Here is a 21,044-nt window from a genome sequence, read left to right as displayed (position 1 = left end):
GAATTTGGCCTGCTACGTAAAGTTCACCCTCGCGCCTGGGCCGCCACCCGGCACGAAGACATAACCCAGTCCCCGTACCGTCTGAATGAACATAGGCCTGGATGGGTCGGCTTCGATAAGCTTGCGCAGGCGGGCGATACGGACATCCAGGCTGCGGCCGAGGGTCTCACGCTTGCGCCCATGGGCCATTTCCATGAGCTTGTTGCGAGACAGCGGAATTCCGCAATGGCGCGCAAAAACCTTCAACATCGAGAATTGACCGGTGGTAATTGGCACTCGCTGCTTATTGCGGGTCAAGCTGCGCGCTGACAGATCGAGCACATAAGGCCCGAATTCGACGCGTTCGTCGTCCCGGCCAGGCGCACTGGGGTGCGGCGCCGCGCTGCAACGGCGCAACACGGCGTTGAGGCGGGCGAGAAGCTCGCGCGGATTGAATGGTTTAAACAGATAGTCATCGGCGCCCATTCCAAGACATTCGATCCGGTCGTTCTCGTCGGCTTTGGCCGCCAGCATAATAATTGCCGTGTCGTCGCGGGCGCCGCGCAGGGCGTGGCAAATGGCCGAACCGTCGCCATCCGGAAGCATGCGGCCAAGCACCAGCAGATCGAAGCGCTCACGCTGCCATAGCCTGGCCATATCGCTGGCGCCGTGCGCCGCACAGACACGGAAACCATGTTCGGACAAGTAACGACGCAATAACAAGCATGATCGCCAATCATCGTCGACGACAAGAATTTTCCGCTTAAGCCTGGAATACGGGTCTGGAATCGCCATGATGGCCATGCTTGTTTTCATACTCGCCTTGAAGGCCAGGCCTTGCGCTGTTCCGGCGTCAGCACGGCCAGGATTTCGCTGTCGATCCGAGCCTTGAGCATGATGACGCGCGCTATCGCGTCAACCGTGGCTTGCGCCAAATCCCTGGCGCGGCCTTCATCGGCCGGGGCGGAACTGGTCCGCTCCCGCAGCGCCAGCGCGTCCTGAAGCGCTTTGCGAAATTGCGGCGCCGCCCTCTCGCAAAGACGGTCGATACTCGCCTTCTGATCATTGCTGAGCTTGATGTTGTAAAGCATTATTCGCCAATCCGGTTCTTCAGATGCCGCTGGCACGATTGCCAGCACAGACTTCTACATTACGTGATCAATTCGGCGCGATTGTGGCGAAACCTGGTAGAAATTGTGAAATCCTTGTCCATTCGGCAGGAGTCGTCAAAGCCCGGACGCGGCGGGCAGGCAGCATGTTCAATTGCGGAAATTTCGTGAACTTCCTGCTTCACGCCGGCCGCGCGGAGCCGGATACCGCATAATGGGTGCCTGCCTGACCTGACAAGCCGCAAGGCGGCGCCCATCATTGTCCATTTCCCGCCTATGAAGCCCGGTGTTACGTTCAAATTGTTTCTGGTGATCCTGGCGACATGCATCACCGTTGTCCTGTCCATGGGAATCGCAGTGCGCTGGAGCTTCGGGCGCGATTTCTTTCAGTACGTCAAAGAGCGGGACGCCGAACTGGTGTCTCGCTTGCAAGTCTCCCTGGCCGCCGTTTATAGGGAACATGGCGACTGGACTTCCTTGAGCAGCAACGGTTTTCTGTGGCACCAACTGATGCGCCGACCTTTGCCGCTGGACAGTGAATCTGGCGCAGTTCCTGAGAAAAGCGAAGGTATCCCGCCTTCGGCCGACGATAGGGCCGACGATAGGGCCGACGATAGGGCTGACGATAGGGCCTACGGTGGTATCCCCGGGCCCAACCCGCATGCGAGCCGCCCTCATCCTCCGCCGCCACCGCCCTATTCGCTCCTGGATGCGGCGGGACAATATGTCGCCGGCGCCGGATTGTTGCCCGCGCATGCGCCGCGCCATGCCATAGACGTCGCGGGACGAACGGTAGGATGGCTGATAACGCCAGTCCCCGATAGACTGCCCGATGATGCCGACCGCCGATTCCAATCGGAGCAAGGCAGAGCGACCTGGATTATTGCTTGCGCATCGGTATTGTTGGCCGCTATGGTCAGCCTCCTGCTGGCGCGGGTTTTCGTCGCGCCATTGCGCCGGCTTGCCCTGGCGACCCACCGGCTGACCGCCGGCGATTACTCTGCGCGCATACCAGTGAGTTCATCCGACGAACTGGGGAAGCTGACGCAGGATTTCAACCGCCTGGCCGGAACACTCGAACGCAATGAACATTTGCGGCGTAACCTGATGGCGGATATTTCGCACGAGCTGCGCACGCCACTGGCGGTATTGCGCGGCGAGCTTGAAGCGCTGCAGGACGGAGTGCGGGAATTGAACCTTCAAGCCTTGAGCTCCCTCCAGTCGGAAGTCGGCCTGCTCAGCAAGCTGATTGACGATTTATATGAGCTATCCCTGGCCGACGCGGGCGCCTTGACCTATCGCATGCAGCCCATAGATATTTCCGCGCTTGTCGCCGAAACGATGGACTCGTTCTACGGCCGCTATCGGGCCAGGAGCATCGCTCTCTCCCTGAGCGCGCCCGGCAATTTGCCAGCCGTCGACGGCGATGTGCAGCGCCTGGCGCAACTGCTCAACAATTTGCTGGAAAATTCACTGCGCTACACCGATCATGGCGGACAGCTGCGGGTCAGCCTGCATGCCGGCGATGGCCGCGTGCATATCGATTTCCAGGATTCGGCGCCAGGCGTGGAGCCTGAAATGCTGCCGCGGCTATTCGAGAGACTGTTTCGCACCGACGAGTCGCGCAACCGCGAGAGCGGCGGCACAGGATTGGGTTTGACGATCTGCCAGAGTATTGTCCGGTCGCACGGCGGCGCGATACAGGCCATGCACTCCCCCCTGGGCGGCGTGCGCATACACGTGGCCTTGCCCGAGGTCCGGGAGAACAGCCCGGACACCGGAGGACAGGAAGCATGATTCTTGTTATCGAAGACGAGCCCAAGCTGGCGGCATTGCTGGTCGACTATCTGCGCGCGGCCGGTTACGAAACTCAATGGGTCGCGGATGGCCGCCAGGCCGTTGCCGCGGTACGCGCCGGCCGGCCGCAATTCATTATTCTGGACCTTATGCTTCCGGGGCGCGACGGCCTGGATATTTGCCGCGAAGTGCGCACTTTCAGCGAAGTGCCCATCATGATGGTGACGGCGCGGGTCGAAGAAATAGACCGTCTGCTGGGGTTGGAGCTCGGCGCCGATGATTATGTCTGCAAGCCATTCAGCCCGCGCGAGGTCGTGGCGCGCATCAAGGCCATTCTGCGGCGCACGCAAAACAACCAGGGGCTTGCTTTGCCCAAGGGCTTGCTAATCGATATGGAGCACTATTGCGCCAGCCTGGATGGCCACGGCCTGACGCTCACGCCCGTGGAATTACGCCTGTTGAATGCGCTGGCGCAGGCAAAGGGCAGGATTTTATCCCGCGATCAGCTGCTCGGTCAGCTCTACGATGACCACCGCGTGGTGACGGATCGCACCGTTGACAGCCACGTCAAGAATTTGCGCCGCAAGTTGCAGGCGCTGCGGCCGGAACAGGACCTGATCCGCTCCATTTATGGCGTGGGATACTGCCTCGATCTATAGCGCCGGCCCGGCCGGGTTCACGATTTCTCCACGGATTCTGCATAGTTGCCACAAATTCCCTGCCTAGACTGGACACAGTCGGATCTGCCATTCGATCGGCGGCGCCCGGCTTACTTCGAACCTTCAGGAGAACTCATGAAAATCAACAGCAACAAATGCCTGGGCGCCGTCGTGGTGCTCGCGATCACAGCGGGATTTGTGATTTCGGCCTACGCCGCTCCCCCGGCGCCCCTCATGGATATGGCTTACTGCGCCATTCATGCGCCCGCCGCGGAACCGCGCATGCCCTTTCCCCGTCCGCCGGGATTCGAGCCCATGCTCAATGAAATGTCCGCTATGCCGCCATACTTGCGCGGGATCGATCTGAGCGACGACCAGCAGGACAAGGTATTCGCCATCCTGCACGCGCAAAGCCCCGCTATCCGCCAGGCGGCCAGGGCAGCAAGAGAAGCACATCGGGCATTGGCCCAGTTAGTCATCTCCGATTCCTATGCCGATGACACCGCGCGGGATCTGGCCTCCAAAGTGGCCAGGCAGCATACTGAAATCGAATACCTTCAGGCAGTCGCCAATGCGCGCATTTTCCGCCTGCTTACGCCCGAGCAGCGCGCGCAAGCGGCGGAGCATGGCGACCGGAATGGCGGGCCGGAAAATATGGCCAGGTAGGCGGCGCGCCCTGGCCCATTCCCGGACTGCCTGGAACACCCCGGCCTATGACGACTGCGGCGCATAAAGCGCCAGGGGCTGCTTGCCCTGCAAGGCAAGCAATAAATTGCTGGTCGCCATTTCAGCCATCGCCTCGCGCGTCTCGTGGGTGGCCGACCCCATATGCGGCAGCGCCAGCACCCTGGGGTGCGTGCGCAAAGGCGAGGCCAGCGGCAAGGGCTCGGTATCGAACACATCCAGCCCCGCCGCGCGCAAGCTGCCATGGTCCAGCGCATGCAGCAAGGCGGCTTCCTGAACGATGGGGCCGCGGGCCCCGTTGATCAGTATCGCGCCCGGCTTCATCGCCGCCAATTCCTGCGCCCCGATCAAGCCCCGCGTCTGGTCGGTCAAGGGCAGTACCACCACCACGAAATCCGATTTCATCAGCACTTCGCGCAGCGTGGCCGCGTGCGCCAGGCCGTCCGGCAGGCCGCTGGGCACCGGCGTGCGCGTGTGATAAAGCACCGGCATGCCGAACCCCAGCCCCGCGCGCCGGGCCAGCGCATGGCCGATGCGGCCGTAGCCCAGAATGCCCAGGGTTTTGCCATGCACATCCCAGCCGTACAAATCCTCGCCGATGCTGCGGTCCCAGCGTCCGTCGCGCACGTAGCGGGCCAGTTCCGCAATGCGGCGGCTGGTGGCCAGCACCATGGAAAACAGCAGATCGGCGACCGTCTCGGTAAGAACCCCCGGCGTGTGGCACAGGGCGATGCCGCGCCGATACATGGCCTCCAGGGAAAACTGATCCACCCCGACCGAAATGCTCGAGATGACCTCCAGGCGCGGAGCCTGCGCAAGCACGCCGTCATCGATGGGGTAGCTGGAGCCTATCATGCCCTGCGCCCGCGGCAAGGCGCCAAAGAAGGCTTCCCTTTGCCCGGGAACACGCGGATCGGCCAGCACCACGTCGTGTTCCCGCTGGATGCGGGCCAGTTGGCCCGGCGGCAATTGTTTATATACCAAAACCTGTTTGCGGATCATTTTTCCGTTTGCCCCATATTGGCCGGACCCGATCTTCCACCGGCCCGGGCAGCCGATGCGAAGCTCGAGGCCCGGCGTCTGTCGATTGATGCCTGGTGTCCTGTTTGCTTAGTTCGTGCACTCGAACACGCCACTAGCGCCCGGCCTGCTCGAGTTCGCCGCGGGTGGGCAGCCCTTCGGTATCGCCCAGCACCTGCACGGCCCGCGCCCCTATCCAGGCGCCGCGTTCCACCGCCTGGCGCAGCGGCCGGCCTTCGAGCAAGGCGCTGATCACGCCAACCGCGAAACCGTCGCCCGCGCCCACGGTATCCACCACCGTCTTCACCGGAAATCCGGGCACATAGCCCTGTTCGTCGCCGTTGTCGAAGTAGGCGCCCTCGGCGCCCAGCTTGATGGCCACCAGCCTGGCGCCATGCCCGCGATAAAAGCCGGCGATGTCCTCAGGCGTATGCCGGCCCGTCAGCAGCCGTCCTTCCTCTATGCCTGGAAATACCCAATCGGCGCCAAAGGCCAGGGCATTGACGCCCTCGCGCATGCTCTCGGTCGACGCCCACAAGGTGGGACGCAAGTTGGGGTCGAACGACACGGTCCTGCCCGCCTCGCGCATCAATGCCATGGTCTTGCGCACCACCTCGTAGCAATTCCCGGAAATCGCCGCGAACACGCCCGTGCTGTGCAAATGCCTGGCGCTGCGCAGCCAGGGTTCGTCGATGTCCGACACTTGCATCTGGCTGGCGGCGGAGCCCTTGCGGTGATATTCGATCGGGGGATCGCTGCCATCGGTGACCCGGCCCTTGAACTGCAGGGCGGTGCGCTGGCCGGGGTCGCTGACCACATGCGAACAATCTATGCCCTCGCGCCGCATTTCGGCAAGCAGGTAGCGTCCCATGGAGTCCGCCCCCAATCGGCTGGCCCAGCCCACATTCAGGCCCAGCCGGGAAAGTCCGATGGCGACATTGGTTTCCGCGCCGGCCGTGCGCTTGTGAAAGGCTTGCGCCTGCTCCAGCGGCCCGGGCTGATCGGCCACGAGCATCATCATCGCTTCGCCAAACGTTACGACATCCAGGGGACGGCTCACGATTTATTCTCCAGATTGCGTAATTCATCAATAGCGGCGCGCGTCAGGGCCGGCAGGTCCTCGCCCGCCAGGGGATATTCGATGGCGCGCGGCATGTCGCCGGGCAACGCCCGCAATATCGCCCGCCACGGCGCGGCCGAATCCGTCAGGGGTACGGCAACCCAGCGCCCCGGCTGGCGCTGCGCGCCCTTGCAATGGACGTAGCGCACGCGCGCGGAAAACGCCTGCGCGGCCTGGAGGGGGCATTCGCCCACCCAATGCCAGTTGCCCATGTCGAAGGTCATGCCGAGATCCAGGCCGCAAGCGTCCGCCGCCTGGAAGAAATACTGCAGGCTGTCCACGCTGCCGGCGCTGGCCGTCTGGTCGTTTTCAATGAGCAGTCTGACGTCCTGGCGGGCCAGGCGCTGCTGCAAGACTGCGAGCGTATCGCGCGACGCTCGCCCGAAGGCGCCTATGGACATTTTCAGCACCGGCGCGTTCAGAGCGAGGGCGCTGTCCAGGCCATGATCCAGCGCCGGCAGATTCAGCGCGCCGGCCGCGTCCCACAGCATGTCGGGGCAGGAATACACGCAGGACAGCCCGCCGCCGCGCACGCTGGCGGCCAGTTCGGCGAGTTCGCCGCCGCGGCCTTGCAGAAGCTCGCCGCGGATCTCCACGCCGTCGGCGCCCGCCGCCTGGCACAGCTCGACGAACCAGCGCTGCCCATGGCGCCGCACCTCGCTTGCGCCGAAAGATGTCAAGGAAATGATAATTGGATAGGACGAGTTCATGATTCCACAGAAGCCGTGCACAATGCGGCCGGCAGAAAACAGGGCGCGGCGAGGCGCCTGGCCCCGGTATCGATACAAGGGACCGCGCTAGGAATTCAGGATCTGGCCCAGGAAGCTGCGGGTCTTTTCATTCTGCGGGTTGCTGAAGAACTGCTGGGGCGAAGCCTGCTCGATGATGGCGCCGTCCGCCATGAAAATCACCCTGTCGGCCACACTGCGAGCAAACCCCATCTCGTGGGTCACGCACAGCATGGTCATGCCGTCTTCGGCCAGGCCTATCATGGTGTCCAGCACTTCCTTGACCATTTCAGGATCGAGCGCCGAGGTGGGCTCATCGAACAACATGATCTTCGGCGTCATGCACAGCGCGCGCGCAATGGCCACCCGCTGCTGCTGCCCGCCGGACAACTGGCTGGGATACTTCAGGGCCTGGTCCGCGATGCGGACCCGGGTCAGGTATTTCATGGCCATCGCTTCGGCTTCCTGCGAGCTGATGCCGCGCGACCGCATGGGGGCCAGCATGCAGTTGCGCAAGACCGTCATGTGCGGGAACAGATTGAACTGCTGGAACACCATGCCGACTTCCTGGCGAACCGCATCGATATTGCGCGCGCTGGCGGTAAGGTCTATGCCGTCGACCACGATGCGGCCTTGCTGTATCTTTTCAAGCCCGTTGATGCAGCGTATCAGCGTCGATTTGCCCGAACCCGAAGGGCCGCAGATAACGATACGTTCGCCGGCGGCGACGGTCAGGTCGACGTCGGTAAGAGCGTGGAATTTGTCGTACCACTTGTTGAGCGCTTCGATCTCGATAATCGTCCCGCCCTGCTGGACGGAACGATCCGATTCATCGACGGCAAGCATGGTCTGTCTGTCAGTCATGATAAATCGCTGCTATGTGAATCAGGAGGCTTTCAGTTCTGGCAAGGGCGTGCCCAGCCATTTCTGGAACAGCTTGCTGAACTCGCCGTCCTTGATGTTCTTGTCGACCAGCTCGTTGACGATCTTGAGCGTATTGGGTTCACCGGGACGCAGCGCCACCGCCATTTCCTGCTGAAGCAATACGAACTTGTTTTCAAAGCGATCGGGCGCGCGCTGGGCGATCTGCGCGGCCACGGTGGTCGAGCAGCCGATGGCATCCACCTGGCCCGACAGCAAGGCCTGCATGGCCGAAGCATCGTCGTCGAAGCGGCGGATGTTGGCGTCCTTGGGAGCCACTTTGCTGACGGCGATATCCTGCGTGCTGGCGCGGGCAACGCCGATGCGCAAGCCGGACAAGTCTTCTGCCTTGGCGATCTTGGCATCCTTGCCGCCGAACACGACGATCTGGGCGGCGGAGTAAGGATGCGAGAATTGCACTTGCTTGGCGCGTTCCGGGGTAATGGCCAGCGAGGCTATCAGCATGTCGACCTTGTTGGTCAGCAGATAGGGAATGCGGTTGGGGCCCGTGACGCCTATGATATTGATCTTGACGCCCAGTTCCTTGGCCAGTTGCTTGGCCACATCGGCATCGTAGCCGTCGGGCTTGTTTTCAGCGTTCAGAATGCCGTAGGGAGGAAAATCGACGAGCATCCCTATGGTCAGCTCGCCCTTTTCCTTGACCTGATCTATGGTCTCGGCGCCGGCCGGCGCCGCGCCCAGCGCAAGCGCCGTGCAGCCCGCCAGCAATGTTGCGCCGGCAAAAGCGCGCATTTTCTTGATTACGAACATATCGTGTCTCCAGGATTGAACTAAAACGTCAACAAAAACAGGGGTCGGCATGCGCCAGCGCGCCTTTTCAGCGCGACAGCGACACCGCCAGGCGCCGCTCCATGTAGGCGGCCAGCAAAGACAAAGGCCAGCACAGCAGGAAGTAGATAATGGCCACGGCGGAAAAAACCACCATGGGCTGGAAGGTGGCGTTATTGATGATCTGCCCGGCGCGGGTAAGCTCGGTGAAACCGATAATGGCGGCCAGGGATGTGCCTTTGACGATCTGCACCAGGTAGCCGACCGTAGGCGGCACGGCTATCTTCAGGGCCTGCGGCAGGACGACATCGCGCATTTTGTTGCGATACGACAGGCCCAGCGCTTCGGCGGCTTCCCATTGGCCGCGCGGAATCGCCTCGATGCAGCCGCGCCATATCTCGCCAAGGAAGGCGCCGCTATTGAGCGTCAGGGCCACCGCGGCGGCGATCCAGGGGTTGATGTCCAGGCCCAGCACCGGCGCGCCGAAAAACACCAGGAACAGCTGCAGCAGCAAGGGCGTGCCCTGGAACAGCTTGATGAAGCCCATGGACAAGGCGCGCGCCGCGCTGTTTTCAGACGTGCGCGACAGCGCGATGATCAGCCCGACGATGCCGCCGCCGATAAAAGCCATGACGGACAGGGCGATGGTCCATTGCGCCGCCTGGATGATGAACCATAAATCGGAGTAGCCAAAAGTACGCATTATCGACGATCCGGATAATTGAGGCCCCACTGGTACATCAGTCGGAACAAATAGGAAAAGGCCAGGGTCAGTAAAAGATAGATTCCGGTGATGACGATGTAGATCTCGAAACTGCGGAAGGTTTCCGATTGCAGATTGGCGGCCACCGAGGTCAGGTCATCGGCCGAAATCACCGACACCACGCTGGATGCCAGCATCAGCAGGATGAATTGGCTGGTGAGGGCGGGATAGATGGCCCGCAAGGCCGGCTTGAGCACGACAAAGCGAAAAATCTCCAGGCGCGACAGGCTCAAGGCCAGACCGGCTTCGATCTGCCCCTTGGGTATGGATTCGATGCCGGCGCGCACGATTTCGGTGGCGTAGGCGCCCAGGTTGAACACCATGGCGACCAGCGCCGCGGTATAGGGCGACCACCGCACTCCGACGGCCGGCAGCGCGAAGAAAAAGAAAAACAGCTGCACCAGGAAGGGCGTGTTGCGTATGATTTCAATATACGCATTGATCAGCCAGCGCAGGGGCGCCGGGCCGGCCGTCTTGCCCCAGGCGCACAGTATCGCCACCAGCGATCCAAAGACCATGGCCAGGAATGACAACTGAATGGTCATCCAGGTGCCGTGTAGCAATAAGGGCCAGGCGTCGAAGACCGGGCCGAATTGGAAAGAATAATTCACGTTCTCGAACCTAAGGTATTGCCGGCGGATAAAAGCATACCGCGAGCCTGGCAAAATACCTAAACAAACAAAAAGGGATATCGTCGCCGTTCACGGGGACAGGGCCGCCGTTTCGGCGGAGCCAGCAAGGCCCGTGCCGCTGAAACCGGTTTCACAGTTTAATCACAAGAGCCGAAAATTATATCAGCACTTACCCTGATCGGCCCGCGCGCTACTGGCGCGACGACCCCCGCGCCACCAAAGTCCCGGGCAGCAAGGCCTTGCGCGCCGGAACATTGGAGCCCGCCACGCGCTGCATCAGGCACTGCGCCGCCATGCGCCCGAGCTCGTCGGTGGGCTGGGATATCGTGCTGATGCCCGGGCCCACATATGGCGCCCATTCGGTATCGTCGATGCCGACCAGCCCTATGTCCCTGCCCAGGCGCCAGCCCAGCCCGGCGACGGCGGCGACGATGCGCAAGGTCACGACGGCGTTATTGGAAATGACGGCCGGCATGGCCGAGCGGGCCTGCGCGCGCGCCCTGGCGGCTTGCAGCGCAGCCACCAGGGCATCCTGCCCCTGCGCCTGGCTCTCGAAGCACTGGCCGGACACGGCGCCGCCGTGCTCGCGGACGAAGGCGTCGAAAGCCCGGGCGCGTTCAAGGCGCGAACTCACGCCGCCCAGCGGCTCCGTGACCAGCAGCAATTCCCGGTAAGCCGCATCGACCAGGTGCCGGGCGCCAAGGTAGATCGCCTGCCGGTTGTCCAGCGAAACAAAATCCACGTCCAGGCCCTGGTGCAGGCGGTCGACCAGGACGATGGGCTTGCCCTGGCGCGCGGTTTCCAGCAGCGCCCCGGCGTCGTGGCCCATGGTGTTGAGGATGAAGCCCTCCACCCGATAGGAAGACAAGGCATGTATGCCGGCGCTTTCGCGCTCGCCCTCATTGCCCAGGTTGAACAGCATGAGCAGGTAGCCGGCCTCGCGGCAGGCCTGTTCGGCGCCGCGCAGGACCGCCACCGAATACGGGTTGGTGATGTCGGCGACCACCAGGCCTATCAGGCGCGAGCGGCCGCGCTTGAGCGCCTGCGCCATGGGGCTGGGCGTATAGCCGAGATCGGCGATCGCCGCTTCGACGCGCCCGGCGATCCCGGGCGACAGCAGCGTATCGCGATGATTCAGGAAGCGGGACACGGTGGCTTTGGAAACGCCCGCGTGACGCGCTACGTCGGCAATCGTGCTGCGGGCCGGGCTCTGGGTCATGATTACTTTCGGCTGACAAAATGATGAGTGCGGACTGGCTGGCCATTGTAGCCAGCTATTCTACCGGCCCGCGGCGGGCGGAGCCCAAATTGGGGCCTTTGCAGAGCCTGCGCTTTACAAGGCGGCCGACATGTAGCTTAATTACACCAACGGTCCCGCCCCATTCAAAAGGAAAGCTTGCTCATGGCCACAACACCCGCCTTTGATATCGTGTTTTTCGGCGGCACCGGAGACCTTGCCCTGCGCAAGCTGCTTCCCGCGCTATACCAGGCCCACAAGGCGGGAGCGCTGCATGCCGATGGGCGCATCTTCGCCCTGGGGCGCAAGGCGGTCGGCATAGATGGCTATCTGGAACTGCTGCAGCAGCGCGTCAGGCCCGGGCTGGGCGCCGACTACGACGACGAGGTCTGGAAAAGCTTCGCCGCCCGCCTGCATTTCCATAGCCTGGACGCCGACAACATCCAGGACTACCAGACGCTGCTGCAGGCCATGGGCGACGCGCCCGAGCGCGTCACGGTATGCTATCTGGCCACGGCCCCGCATCTGTTCATCACGATCTGCCAGCACCTGGCGCAGGTCGGCCTGAACCATCCGAACGTGCGCGTGGTCCTGGAAAAGCCCCTGGGCCACGACCTGCAGTCGTCCAACACCATCAACGAGGCGGTCGGCCGGTGCTTCGCCGAGAACCAGATCTACCGCATCGACCATTATCTGGGCAAGGAGTCCGTGCAGAACCTGATGGCCATCCGCTTCGGCAATACCCTGTTCGAGCCCTTGTGGCGCCGCGAATGGATAGACAATATCCAGATCACCATTGCGGAAGAACTGGGGGTCGAAGAGCGCGGCGAGTTCTATGACCGCACCGGCGCCCTGCGCGACATGCTGCAAAGCCACCTGCTGCAGCTGCTGTGCATCGTCGCCATGGAACCGCCCGCCAGTCTGGCGGAAGACGCGGTGCGCGATGAAAAGCTCAAGGTGCTCAAGTCGCTCAAGCCCTTCAGCACCGAAGACGTCCTGGCCAAGAGCGTGCGCGGCCAGTACCGCAGCGGCGCCATCAACGGCATGCCGGTGACCGGCTATCGCGAAGAGCACCACGTCGCGCCCGAGAGCAACACTGAAACCTTTGTCGCCCTGCAGGCCGAGCTGTCCAACTGGCGCTGGGCGGGAGTGCCTTTTTTCCTGCGCACGGGCAAGCGCATGCAGGAGCGCGTGGCCGAGATCGTCATCAATTTCCGCGACGTCCCGCACGCGCTGTTTCCGATGCCCATGGGCCTGCACTCGGCCAACCGCCTGGTCATCCGCCTGCAGCCCAAGGAAAGCGTGCGCCTGTACTTCCTGGCCAAGGAACCGGGCGACGCCATGAGTCTGCAGTCCACCTACCTGAACCTGGACTTCCACACCATGTTCAAGGCGCGCTGGGCCGATGCCTACGAGCGCCTGCTGCTGGAGGTCATACGCGGGCAGCTGGGGCTGTTCATGCGCCGCGACGAACAGGCCCAGGCCTGGACCTGGGTGGAACCCATACTGGCGTGCTGGAGCAAATACGCGATAGCGCCCAAGACCTACACGGCGGGCAGCTGGGGGCCCGCGGCCTCCAGCGCCCTGGCGTCGCGGGCCGGCTTCCTGTGGCACGAGGAAACCTGACATGTGGCACGCCTTCGATGCGCAAGAAGCCTATCTCACGCAAATAGTAGACAAAGTATCTACTTCACTGGAACAGGCGGTGGCCGCGCACGGCAGCGCCGGCCTGGCGGTGTCCGGCGGCAAGTCTCCCATCCCCCTGTTCGAAAGGCTCAGCCTGGCGGACATCCCCTGGGACAAGATCCATATCCGGCTGGTCGACGAGCGTTTCGTGCCGCCCGCCGACCCGGACAGCAATGAATGGCTGGTGCGCCAATATTTATTGGTGAATCGCGCCAGGCTGGCCGGCTTCACCGGCCTGGTCAGCGACCCTGCCGACCTTGGGCGCTGCGTGGCGCAGGCCAACCGCCTGCCCTGCGACATCACCGTGGCGATACTCGGCATGGGCGATGACGGCCATACGGCGTCCCTGTTTCCCGGCGCGCCGCAATTGTCCGAGGCGCTGGACACCAGCCGGCCGCAGCGCTATCTGCGCATCAGCCCTCCCGCGGCGCCCCACGAAAGAATCAGCATGACCCTGGCCGCCTTGCTGGACGCGCGCCAGCTCGTGCTTGCCATAGCGGGCGGGCATAAACGCCGCATCTTCGAACAAGCCGCAAGGCAGGCCACGCCCGCCCTGCCCGTGAGCTACCTGATCGCGCAAACCGGAGTGCCCCTGAATGTCTACTGGCAAGCATAAACACAGTCTGCACCTGATCGCGGATATCGGCGGCACGCACGCGCGCTTCGCCCTGTGCACATCGGTCGACAGCATAGAAAAGATCAGCGTGATGGCCGTCGCGGATTTTCCTTCTATCGAGCTGGCCATCGCCCACTACCTGCGCGGACTGGGCAATCCTCCGGTCAGGCATGGGGTGATAGGCATCGCCAACCCCATACTGGGCGATCACGTAAAAATGACCAATTTCCCCTGGGAGTTTTCGATCGAGGCCACGCGCCGGGCCCTGGGCTTCGACAGGCTGCGGGTCGTCAATGACTTCACCATCCTGGCCCTGGCCTTGCCGCAGCTTGCCCCGGACAAGCTGCGCGCCATCGGGGGCGGCCAGGCTGTGCCAGGCACGCCGCTGGGAGTGCTGGGGCCAGGCACCGGCCTGGGCGTATCCGCCTTGATTCCCTCGGCAAAAGGGGCCTGGCTGCCGCTGGCCGCCGAAGGCGGTCACGTCAATTTCGCCCCCAGCGATGAGCTCGAGCTCATGCTGTGGCAGGAAGCCCATGAGGAATTCGGGCATGTGTCCATGGAGCGCCTGGTGTCCGGCTCCGGCCTGCAGTTCATCTATCGAAAATTGTGCCGGCGCGCGGGGGTCCAGGCGCAAGACTATGCGCCCGCGGACATCAGCCGCCGGGCCATGGCCAACAGCTGCGCGCATTGCCGGGAAGCCCTGGATGCCTTCTGCGCCATTCTGGGCACGGCGGCCAGCGACCTTGCCGTCACCCTGGGCGCGCGCGGCGGCATATACGTGGGCGGCGGCATCATCCCCAAGCTGGGCGATTATTTTGCGGCTTCTCCGTTTCGCGCCCGCTTCAACGACAAGGGGCGCTTTTCGGACTATCTTGCAGCCATTCCGGTCTTTGTCATCATGGACGACAATCCGGCGCTCTTGGGCGCCGCCGCCTACCTGGACACCTACCCCGATGAATGAACCCGTGCTGGCCCAAATACGGCAGCAGCTTTCCAGCCTGAGCACGGCGGAGCGCAAGGTGGCGCAGTTGATACTGGAACAGACCCGCGCCGTGGCCAAATCGGCGCTGGGCGATGTCGCCCGGCTGGCCAAGGTCAGCGAGCCCACCGTCATCCGCTTTTGCCGGTCCATGGGCTACGGCGGCTGGCCAGATTTCAAGATCAAGCTGGCCGCCAGCCTGATGGTGGGAGTGCCCTATGTGCATTCATCGCTGAGCGCCGGCGACGGCACCGCCGTGCTGGCCGCCAAGGTGCTGGACAACGCCGTCTCGGCCTTGCTGCGGGTGCGCAACGACATCAACGCCGAACGCCTCGACACCGCCATAGGCTTGCTGGCGGGAGCGCGGCGCATCGAGTTCTACGGGGTCGGCAATTCCGGCATCGTGGCGGCCGACGCGCAGCACAAATTCTTCCGCTTCGACCTGTCCACGGTGGCCTACGCCGATACTCATACCCAGCTCATGGCCGCTTCCCTGCTAAGCCCCCGGGACGTGCTGGTCGCCATTTCGCACTCGGGCCGCTCCAGGGAACTGCTGGACGCGGTAAAGCTGGCCTTGAAGAATGGCTGCCCGGTGGTGGCCATTACCGCGTCGAATACCCCTTTGGCGCAACTGGCCACCGTCATGCTGCGCGCCGACACCCAGGAAGACACGGAGATCTACAGTCCCATGATATCGCGCCTGGTGCACCTGGCGCTGGTCGATGTGCTGGCCCTGGGCGTGGCCCTCAGGCGCGGCAACGATGTCAGCCTGGTCCTGGAAAAAACCAAGCGCAGCCTGCGCGGGCGCCGGCAGGCCTGATGCGCTACATGCTGGAGGACATGCCTCCATCGACGACCAGCACCTGGCCGGTCACGAACCGGGACTCCCTGGCGGCAAGAAACACCAGGGCCGCGGCGATGTCGTCGGGGTCGCCCCATTTTTTCAGGGGAACCCGGTTTTCCAGCCATGCCGTGAACTCGGGATCATTCCATAGTTTCGTCGTCAACTCGGTTTTTATATAACCGGGCGCGATGGCATTGACCGTAATGCCGGACTCGGCCAGTTCGGCCGCCCATTGCCTGACCAGCCCGTGCATGGCGGCCTTGGCGGCGGTATAGGCGGTGATTTCCCGCCGGCCCAGCAGCGCGGTGATGGATCCGGTAAAGATGATGCGCCCGTATCCCCGGGCATCCATGCCGCGCGCGATATGCCGGCCCAAGGCCCACTGGGCGGTCAAGTTGGCGAACACCACGCGCTCGAAATCCGGCAAGGGAAAGGTCAGCAGCTTTTCCCGATGCTGGACGCCCGCATTGGAAAAAAGGATGTCGATCTTTTCCACCGTCTTGCTCACCTCGTCCACCGCCTGGACGGCTTGATCGATATCGGTGATGTCGAAAGGCAGGGCCAGCGCGTGGATGCCCTGGCTGGCCAGGCCCTCCCGCGCCTGCTCGAGCACCGCGGGGTCGCGGCCATTGATGATGACGGTGGCGCCCTGGCGGCCCAGGGCCTGGGCCGCCGCCAGGCCTATCCCGCGCGACGAGCCGGTAATCAGCGCGACCTGTCCGGATAAATCAAACATGCGAACTCCCTGAAATCAGAATGCAACCTTGTCGGCGCCCTTCAGGTGCAGGATGGCGCGGGCCTCGTCCGGCGTCGCCACCTCGAGATTCAAAGCCTCGAGAATAATCCGTATGCGGCCGACCTGCTCGGCATTGGACGAGGCCAGCTGGCCGGGGCCTATCCACAGCGAGTCCTCCAGGCCGACCCGCACGTTCGAGCCCATGGCGGCGCCCATGGTGGCCAGCGGAATCTGGTTGCGCCCCGCCCCCAGGATGGACCACTGGTAGCCGTCGCCGAACAGCCGGTCGGCGGTCCGGCGCATATGCATCAGGTCTTCGGGATCGGGCCCGATCCCGCCCAGGATGCCGAAAACCGACTGGATGAATGGCGGACTCTGCACCAGGCCGCGGTCCACGAAATGGGCCAGGTTGTAGAGATGGCTGATGTCGTAGCATTCGAATTCGAAGCGGGTGCCGTTTTCCGTCCCCTTCCTGAGGATGGCCTCGATATCCTTGTACGTATTCTTGAAGATCAGGTCCCTGCTGTTTTCCAGATGCTCGCGTTCCCACTCGTGCTCGAAGGTCTTGAAGCGCCCGAGCATGGGGAACAGGCCGAAATTCATCGATCCCATGTTCAGGGACGCCAGCTCGGGCTTGAAGGTCATGGCCGGGCGCATGCGCTCCTCGACTGTCATGTGCGGGCTGCCGCCAGTCGTGATATTGACCACTGCATTGGTGCTGGCCTTGATTTTCTCCAGGAACGGTCTGAACAGATCCGGGTCTTGCGAGGGCTTGCCGTTGTCCGGGTCGCGCGCATGCAGATGCAGCACCGCGGCGCCGGCCTCGGCCGCGGCGATCGCCGCATCGGCGATTTCATCCGCCGTCACGGGCAGATAGGGCGACATGCTGGGAGTGTGAATGGCGCCGGTTACCGCGCAGGTGATGACCACTTTCTTCTTGCTTGCCATAATGCATTTTCCTCTGTAATGGACGTATCAGTTCGATTCGATCTGCCGCAATCGGCGCCTGGCTGGATGCGCCATGTCAAATCAGCGCCTGGGTATGCCCGTCCACCACCAGGGCCTGGCCGCTCACGCTGGCCGCCGCGGCGCTGGCGGTGAACAAGGCCATGTTGGCGATGTCGCGGGCCGACACCATGCGGCCCAGCGACGCCTGCTGCTCGTACCCCAGCGCCACGTCCTGGACCGGCTTGCCCAGCGTCTGCGCCTTGGCGGCGATCACCGCCCTGATGCGCGGCCCTTCCACAGCCCCCGGCAGGATGGCATTGACACGTACGCCGTATTTGCCCAGCTCTATGGCCAGGCTCTTGGTAAAGCCGACCACGGCCCATTTCGAGGCCGCATAGGCCGCCCGGCCGGCGAAGCCCAGATGCCCGGCGGCCGACGACATATTGATCATGACCCCCGCCTGCGCTTTCTTGAGCAGAGGAATGGCCAGCCGGGCGCAAAGAAACTGCCCCGTGATATTGACCGCCAGGGTCTTGTCCCAGTCGGCTTTTTCCAGCGTCTCGACGTAGCCGGTGGGCCCCGCGATGCCGGCATTGTTGATCAGAACGTCCAGCGCGCCGAAAACCTCCTGGACCTTGCCGAACAGGGCCGCCACGCTGCTTTCATCGGCGACGTCCGCCACCGCGGTATGGATTTGCGGGTATTGCGCCTTGGCCTGCGCCAGCAGCGCTTCATCGATATCGCAAATGAACACTTCGGAACCCGCCGCGGAGAACACATGGGCCATTTCCAGCCCCAGGCCGCTGGCTCCCGCCGTGATCAGGATTTTCTTGCCCTTCATGCTCACATCTTCAAACATAACCGCCTCTCGTCAAAGCCAAAGTGTTTCCTTGTGGAAATCCAGGTTTATTAATAAATTGAATTCGCGCGCGACGCCCCGGTGCGAGGCGTATGGTTTACTTGTCGTGCCATTTTCCTCGTTATACTATCCAACTGAGATCACAGATCACAGTTGGTGATAACCCTAAGTGATAACCCTAGATGTAGAACATCATGCAAACCCTGCTAAGCCCCGCCCCCAAGCGAGTCACCTTGGGTTCCAATGTTTTGTTGCAAATCAAGGACCTGCTGCTCAGCGGAAAGCTCATGCCGGGCGAACAGCTTTCCCTGCGCTCCACCGCCGAGGCGCTGGGGGTGAGCGTGATGCCGGTGCGGGAAGCCGTATACCAGCTGGTGGCCGACCAGGCGCTGGAAGTCGCGCCCAACCGCTCGGTCAGGGTGCCGAAAATGACGGCGGACCAATTCAAGGAAATTACCGATATCCGCCTGCAGATAGAAGGCTACGCAGTGGAACAGGCGGCGCGCAAGGCCACGGACGCGCTGATCGAGTCGCTCGAGGCCCTGAACGCGGACCTGGCCCGGGCCATGGACGCTCCCGGCGGCGACAAGGCGCCGGTCGTGCTGCTCAACAAGGAACTGCATTTTTCGATCTACGAGGCGGCGGCGATGCCCATGCTGATGAAGATCATCGAAACGCTATGGCTTAGAATAGGGCCTGTCCTGAACTACGACCTGCGCGGCGGGTCGGAAAGAACGGAAAAAAAGATAGCCGTCGAACATCACCAGAAGATGATAGACGCCCTGCGGGAAAGCAATCCATCAGGGGCCAGGCAGGCGCTGCAAGATGACATAAAAAGCGCTTTCAACTATATCCATGCCAAGCAATTCTCCTGAAACGGCCGCTCCGCCCTCTTCCGGGCCGGACGCCGACCTGCGCGCCTTCGTGCTCGGCCTGCCCAAAGCCGAGCTGCACCTCCATATCGAAGGTTCGCTGGAACCGGAGCTGCTGTTCGAACTGGCGCGGCGCAATGGCATTGCGCTGCCCTATGCCACGGTCGAGGCCTTGCGCGCCGCCTATGCATTCGGCGACCTGCAATCCTTCCTGGATTTATATTACGCGGGCGCAAGAGTGCTGATCACCGAGCGCGATTTCTACGACATGACCATGGCTTATATGCGCCGCGCCCAGGCCGATGGCGTGGCGCACGCGGAAATCATGTTCGACCCGCAGACGCATACCGGGCGCGGCGTAGCCATTGAAACCGTGTTCGCCGGCATCGCCCGCGCCCTGCGCGAGGCGCAGGCATCCACGGGCGTCAGCGGCTACCTGATATTGAGCTTCCTGCGCCATTTATCCGAAGAGCAGGCCTTTGCCACCCTGGCGGCGGCGCTGCCCCTGCGCGAACAATACGGGGATCTCTGGATAGGCATAGGGCTGGATTCGGCCGAGCGCGGCAACCCGCCGGAAAAATTCGCGCGCGTTTTCGCCCATTGCAAAGCGCTGGGCTTCCGCCTGGTGGCCCATGCGGGCGAGGAAGGCCCGGCCGCTTACGTGCGCGATGCGCTGGACCTGCTGCAGGTGGAACGCATAGACCATGGCGTGCGCAGCGAGGAAGACCCGGCGCTATTGCAGCGCCTGGTCGACGCGCAGATTCCCTTGACGGTATGCCCGTTGTCGAACCTCAAGCTTCGCGTGCTGCGGGATTTGCGGGACCACAACCTGGCGCGCCTGTTGCGCGGCGGCGTGATGGTCACGGTCAATTCGGACGACCCCGCCTATTTCGGCGGCTATGTGGCCGACAACTACATCGCCTGCGCGCAGGCCCTGGGCCTGAGCCGGCAAGAACTGGCCGCCCTGGCGCGCAACAGCATCGAGGCATCGTTCCTGCCGTGGGAGCAAAAAGAAAAGCTCCTGCGCCGGCTGACGGCGTATATCCGATGAAAAAGGCGCCCCGGCAGCAAAAAACCCGCCTCGCGGCGGGTTTTTTTCAATCTGGCAAGCTGTGTTTAGATAGCTTGGATCGATTTGGCTTGGGGGCCTTTTTGGCCTTCGGCGGCTACGAAAGAAACGCGTTGGTTTTCTTCGAGCGACTTGAAGCCGGTGCCGATGATGTCGGTGTGGTGCGCGAACAAGTCCTTGCCACCCGATTCAGGCTTGATGAAACCAAAGCCCTTTTCGTTGTTGAACCACTTTACAATACCAGTTTCTGTTTGCATTTTTTTGCAATCCCTAAAAAGACGAGCGATATGCTCTATAGAAGACTGTCAAGGTGTAGAGATTTGAGCAAAAAAGTACTGTTTCCTGGTACTTCACTTGTACTAACTTCAACGAACTTGAAAATCTAACGGCTAATGCTACGCTTAGGCCAGCCCATAGTCAAGAAATTATTACGCATGCAAATACTGAACCGAGAGTTTTATAGCAGGGATACCACACTGGTGGCGCATGAATTGCTGGGCAAGCTGCTGGTGCACAAGGTCGGCGATACCGAACGCATTGGGAAAATCGTCGAAGTCGAGGCCTATCTGGGCCCGCATGACCTGGCGGCCCATAGCTCGAAAGGCATCACATCGCGCACCCAGGTCATGTACGGCCCGCCGGGCTACGCCTATGTGTACCTGATCTACGGCATGCATCACTGCATGAATGTCGTCACCGAGCCCGACGGCACGGGCGCCGCGGTGTTGTTGCGCGCCCTGGAGCCCGTCGCCAACTTGGCCGACAACACCAAAGGGCCGGGGCGGCTGTGCAAGGCAATGGGCGTGGACCGCAGCCACTACGGCCACGACTTGTGCAGCGATGATTTCCATATCGCTCAGCCGCCGATGCAGGAAGCCATGCATATCGTGCAGCGCCCCCGGATCGGCGTGGACTACGCCGGCGAATGGGCCGGCAAGCTGCTGCGCTTCTATATAGAGGGCAATCGCTACGTTTCGAAAAAATAGCCGCGCCGGAA

At 62.6% G+C, this 21,044-nt stretch carries 24 protein-coding genes; 10 read left to right on the top strand and 14 right to left on the bottom strand.

The window, feature by feature from the left end:
• Positions 1-12: 12 nt before the first annotated feature.
• Positions 13-795 (bottom strand): response regulator, encoded by a 783-nt coding sequence (locus BUB23_RS21045; RefSeq protein ID WP_084136177.1) that lies wholly within the window; start codon positions 793-795, stop codon positions 13-15.
• On the bottom strand, positions 792-1,070 hold the full coding sequence (locus BUB23_RS21040) for a Spy/CpxP family protein refolding chaperone (RefSeq protein WP_073107393.1): 279 nt from the start codon (positions 1,068-1,070) through the stop codon (positions 792-794). Before BUB23_RS21040 ends, BUB23_RS21045 begins: the two co-directional genes overlap by 4 nt.
• A gap of 294 nt (positions 1,071-1,364) precedes the next feature.
• Here BUB23_RS21040 and BUB23_RS21035 point away from each other — a divergent pair, with 294 nt between their 5' ends.
• The 3 genes from BUB23_RS21035 (at position 1,365) to BUB23_RS21025 (ending at position 4,210) form a co-directional block, all read left to right on the top strand.
• Positions 1,365-2,885: an ATP-binding protein gene (locus tag BUB23_RS21035; protein ID WP_073107390.1), complete on the top strand. Its 1,521-nt coding sequence runs from the start codon at positions 1,365-1,367 to the stop codon at positions 2,883-2,885.
• Positions 2,882-3,544 (top strand): response regulator, encoded by a 663-nt coding sequence (locus BUB23_RS21030; protein WP_073107387.1) that lies wholly within the window; start codon positions 2,882-2,884, stop codon positions 3,542-3,544. The genes BUB23_RS21035 and BUB23_RS21030 overlap by 4 nt, the downstream gene beginning before the upstream one ends.
• Before the next feature lie 135 nt (positions 3,545-3,679).
• On the top strand, positions 3,680-4,210 hold the full coding sequence (locus BUB23_RS21025) for a Spy/CpxP family protein refolding chaperone (RefSeq protein ID WP_073107384.1): 531 nt from the start codon (positions 3,680-3,682) through the stop codon (positions 4,208-4,210).
• A gap of 45 nt (positions 4,211-4,255) precedes the next feature.
• Here BUB23_RS21025 and BUB23_RS21020 read toward each other — a convergent pair whose 3' ends face one another.
• From BUB23_RS21020 to BUB23_RS20985, 8 genes are all read right to left on the bottom strand, one after another.
• Positions 4,256-5,230 (bottom strand): 2-hydroxyacid dehydrogenase, encoded by a 975-nt coding sequence (locus BUB23_RS21020; protein ID WP_178372368.1) that lies wholly within the window; start codon positions 5,228-5,230, stop codon positions 4,256-4,258.
• Between the two features lie 133 nt (positions 5,231-5,363).
• Complete coding sequence (locus BUB23_RS21015) at positions 5,364-6,308, bottom strand: sugar kinase (protein WP_073107381.1); 945 nt, start codon at positions 6,306-6,308, stop codon at positions 5,364-5,366.
• Complete coding sequence (locus BUB23_RS21010) at positions 6,305-7,078, bottom strand: sugar phosphate isomerase/epimerase family protein (RefSeq protein ID WP_073107379.1); 774 nt, start codon at positions 7,076-7,078, stop codon at positions 6,305-6,307. Before BUB23_RS21010 ends, BUB23_RS21015 begins: the two co-directional genes overlap by 4 nt.
• Positions 7,079-7,165: 87 nt before the next feature.
• Complete coding sequence (locus tag BUB23_RS21005) at positions 7,166-7,942, bottom strand: amino acid ABC transporter ATP-binding protein (RefSeq protein WP_073107378.1); 777 nt, start codon at positions 7,940-7,942, stop codon at positions 7,166-7,168.
• 39 nt (positions 7,943-7,981) lie between these two features.
• On the bottom strand, positions 7,982-8,788 hold the full coding sequence (locus BUB23_RS21000) for a transporter substrate-binding domain-containing protein (protein ID WP_073107376.1): 807 nt from the start codon (positions 8,786-8,788) through the stop codon (positions 7,982-7,984).
• 67 nt (positions 8,789-8,855) lie between these two features.
• Positions 8,856-9,509: an amino acid ABC transporter permease gene (locus BUB23_RS20995; protein ID WP_073107374.1), complete on the bottom strand. Its 654-nt coding sequence runs from the start codon at positions 9,507-9,509 to the stop codon at positions 8,856-8,858.
• Complete coding sequence (locus BUB23_RS20990) at positions 9,509-10,180, bottom strand: amino acid ABC transporter permease (RefSeq protein ID WP_073107372.1); 672 nt, start codon at positions 10,178-10,180, stop codon at positions 9,509-9,511. The genes BUB23_RS20995 and BUB23_RS20990 overlap by 1 nt, the downstream gene beginning before the upstream one ends.
• A gap of 211 nt (positions 10,181-10,391) precedes the next feature.
• Positions 10,392-11,420, bottom strand: coding sequence for a LacI family DNA-binding transcriptional regulator (locus BUB23_RS20985; RefSeq protein ID WP_073107369.1), 1,029 nt, complete (start codon positions 11,418-11,420; stop codon positions 10,392-10,394).
• A 183-nt stretch (positions 11,421-11,603) separates the two neighbouring features.
• Here BUB23_RS20985 and zwf point away from each other — a divergent pair, with 183 nt between their 5' ends.
• Genes zwf through BUB23_RS20965 form a run of 4 tightly spaced genes read left to right on the top strand, consistent with a single transcriptional unit; the run spans position 11,604 to position 15,539 of the window.
• The gene (zwf, locus tag BUB23_RS20980; RefSeq protein ID WP_073107366.1) at positions 11,604-13,064 is read left to right on the top strand and encodes a glucose-6-phosphate dehydrogenase; all 1,461 of its coding nucleotides are present in this window, start codon (positions 11,604-11,606) and stop codon (positions 13,062-13,064) included.
• A gap of 1 nt (position 13,065) precedes the next feature.
• A complete protein-coding gene (gene pgl / locus BUB23_RS20975) occupies positions 13,066-13,740 on the top strand; it encodes a 6-phosphogluconolactonase (RefSeq protein ID WP_073107364.1) in 675 nt (224 codons plus the stop codon).
• Positions 13,721-14,701: a glucokinase gene (locus BUB23_RS20970; RefSeq protein WP_073107362.1), complete on the top strand. Its 981-nt coding sequence runs from the start codon at positions 13,721-13,723 to the stop codon at positions 14,699-14,701. The genes pgl and BUB23_RS20970 overlap by 20 nt, the downstream gene beginning before the upstream one ends.
• Positions 14,702-14,705: 4 nt before the next feature.
• Positions 14,706-15,539, top strand: a complete 834-nt coding sequence (locus BUB23_RS20965; RefSeq protein ID WP_073107538.1) for an SIS domain-containing protein — start codon at positions 14,706-14,708, stop codon at positions 15,537-15,539.
• Between the two features lie 4 nt (positions 15,540-15,543).
• Here the strand turns inward: BUB23_RS20965 and BUB23_RS20960 are convergent, their stop codons facing one another.
• The 3 genes from BUB23_RS20960 to BUB23_RS20950 all read right to left on the bottom strand — a co-directional run bounded on the left by BUB23_RS20960 (position 15,544) and on the right by BUB23_RS20950 (position 18,106).
• Positions 15,544-16,299 carry an SDR family NAD(P)-dependent oxidoreductase gene (locus BUB23_RS20960; protein ID WP_073107359.1) on the bottom strand — a complete coding sequence of 252 codons (756 nt, stop codon included), beginning with the start codon at positions 16,297-16,299 and terminating at the stop codon, positions 15,544-15,546.
• Between the two features lie 15 nt (positions 16,300-16,314).
• Positions 16,315-17,247 (bottom strand): 3,5-dioxohexanoate:acetyl-CoA acetone transferase, encoded by a 933-nt coding sequence (gene kce / locus BUB23_RS20955; protein ID WP_073107357.1) that lies wholly within the window; start codon positions 17,245-17,247, stop codon positions 16,315-16,317.
• 76 nt (positions 17,248-17,323) lie between these two features.
• Complete coding sequence (locus tag BUB23_RS20950) at positions 17,324-18,106, bottom strand: SDR family oxidoreductase (protein WP_073107353.1); 783 nt, start codon at positions 18,104-18,106, stop codon at positions 17,324-17,326.
• 194 nt (positions 18,107-18,300) lie between these two features.
• On the opposite strand from BUB23_RS20950, the gene BUB23_RS20945 reads away from it, so the two are divergent.
• Together BUB23_RS20945 and BUB23_RS20940 are read left to right on the top strand one after the other, a co-directional pair.
• The gene (locus BUB23_RS20945) at positions 18,301-18,981 is read left to right on the top strand and encodes a GntR family transcriptional regulator (RefSeq protein ID WP_073107350.1); all 681 of its coding nucleotides are present in this window, start codon (positions 18,301-18,303) and stop codon (positions 18,979-18,981) included.
• Positions 18,962-20,029: an adenosine deaminase gene (locus BUB23_RS20940; RefSeq protein WP_084136175.1), complete on the top strand. Its 1,068-nt coding sequence runs from the start codon at positions 18,962-18,964 to the stop codon at positions 20,027-20,029. Before BUB23_RS20945 ends, BUB23_RS20940 begins: the two co-directional genes overlap by 20 nt.
• 65 nt (positions 20,030-20,094) lie before the next feature.
• Here the strand turns inward: BUB23_RS20940 and BUB23_RS20935 are convergent, their stop codons facing one another.
• Positions 20,095-20,304, bottom strand: a complete 210-nt coding sequence (locus BUB23_RS20935) for a cold-shock protein (protein ID WP_073107347.1) — start codon at positions 20,302-20,304, stop codon at positions 20,095-20,097.
• A gap of 177 nt (positions 20,305-20,481) precedes the next feature.
• On the opposite strand from BUB23_RS20935, the gene BUB23_RS20930 reads away from it, so the two are divergent.
• A complete protein-coding gene (locus tag BUB23_RS20930; RefSeq protein ID WP_073107532.1) occupies positions 20,482-21,033 on the top strand; it encodes a DNA-3-methyladenine glycosylase in 552 nt (183 codons plus the stop codon).
• Positions 21,034-21,044 lie beyond the last annotated feature (11 nt).

Source organism: Pollutimonas bauzanensis (assembly GCF_900129885.1).
Taxonomy (GTDB): domain Bacteria; phylum Pseudomonadota; class Gammaproteobacteria; order Burkholderiales; family Burkholderiaceae_B; genus Pollutimonas; species Pollutimonas bauzanensis.
The sequence above is the reverse complement of the archived record's forward strand: the minus strand, read 5'-3'. Positions and strand labels throughout refer to the sequence as shown.

Bases quoted from the DNA above. Each gene is read 5' to 3' on its own strand.
- BUB23_RS21045 (WP_084136177.1), bottom strand. From the start codon at position 795: ATGAAAACAAGCATGGCCATCATGGCGATTCCAGACCCGTATTCCAGG.
- BUB23_RS21040 (WP_073107393.1), bottom strand. From the start codon at position 1,070: ATGCTTTACAACATCAAGCTCAGCAATGATCAGAAGGCGAGTATCGAC.
- BUB23_RS21035 (WP_073107390.1), top strand. From the start codon at position 1,365: ATGAAGCCCGGTGTTACGTTCAAATTGTTTCTGGTGATCCTGGCGACA.
- BUB23_RS21030 (WP_073107387.1), top strand. From the start codon at position 2,882: ATGATTCTTGTTATCGAAGACGAGCCCAAGCTGGCGGCATTGCTGGTC.
- BUB23_RS21025 (WP_073107384.1), top strand. From the start codon at position 3,680: ATGAAAATCAACAGCAACAAATGCCTGGGCGCCGTCGTGGTGCTCGCG.
- BUB23_RS21020 (WP_178372368.1), bottom strand. From the start codon at position 5,230: ATGATCCGCAAACAGGTTTTGGTATATAAACAATTGCCGCCGGGCCAA.
- BUB23_RS21010 (WP_073107379.1), bottom strand. From the start codon at position 7,078: ATGAACTCGTCCTATCCAATTATCATTTCCTTGACATCTTTCGGCGCA.
- BUB23_RS21005 (WP_073107378.1), bottom strand. From the start codon at position 7,942: ATGCTTGCCGTCGATGAATCGGATCGTTCCGTCCAGCAGGGCGGGACG.
- BUB23_RS21000 (WP_073107376.1), bottom strand. From the start codon at position 8,788: ATGTTCGTAATCAAGAAAATGCGCGCTTTTGCCGGCGCAACATTGCTG.
- BUB23_RS20995 (WP_073107374.1), bottom strand. From the start codon at position 9,509: ATGCGTACTTTTGGCTACTCCGATTTATGGTTCATCATCCAGGCGGCG.
- BUB23_RS20985 (WP_073107369.1), bottom strand. From the start codon at position 11,420: ATGACCCAGAGCCCGGCCCGCAGCACGATTGCCGACGTAGCGCGTCAC.
- zwf (WP_073107366.1), top strand. From the start codon at position 11,604: ATGGCCACAACACCCGCCTTTGATATCGTGTTTTTCGGCGGCACCGGA.
- pgl (WP_073107364.1), top strand. From the start codon at position 13,066: ATGTGGCACGCCTTCGATGCGCAAGAAGCCTATCTCACGCAAATAGTA.
- BUB23_RS20970 (WP_073107362.1), top strand. From the start codon at position 13,721: ATGTCTACTGGCAAGCATAAACACAGTCTGCACCTGATCGCGGATATC.
- BUB23_RS20960 (WP_073107359.1), bottom strand. From the start codon at position 16,299: ATGTTTGATTTATCCGGACAGGTCGCGCTGATTACCGGCTCGTCGCGC.
- kce (WP_073107357.1), bottom strand. From the start codon at position 17,247: ATGGCAAGCAAGAAGAAAGTGGTCATCACCTGCGCGGTAACCGGCGCC.
- BUB23_RS20950 (WP_073107353.1), bottom strand. From the start codon at position 18,106: ATGTTTGAAGATGTGAGCATGAAGGGCAAGAAAATCCTGATCACGGCG.
- BUB23_RS20945 (WP_073107350.1), top strand. From the start codon at position 18,301: ATGCAAACCCTGCTAAGCCCCGCCCCCAAGCGAGTCACCTTGGGTTCC.
- BUB23_RS20940 (WP_084136175.1), top strand. From the start codon at position 18,962: ATGCCAAGCAATTCTCCTGAAACGGCCGCTCCGCCCTCTTCCGGGCCG.
- BUB23_RS20935 (WP_073107347.1), bottom strand. From the start codon at position 20,304: ATGCAAACAGAAACTGGTATTGTAAAGTGGTTCAACAACGAAAAGGGC.
- BUB23_RS20930 (WP_073107532.1), top strand. From the start codon at position 20,482: ATGCAAATACTGAACCGAGAGTTTTATAGCAGGGATACCACACTGGTG.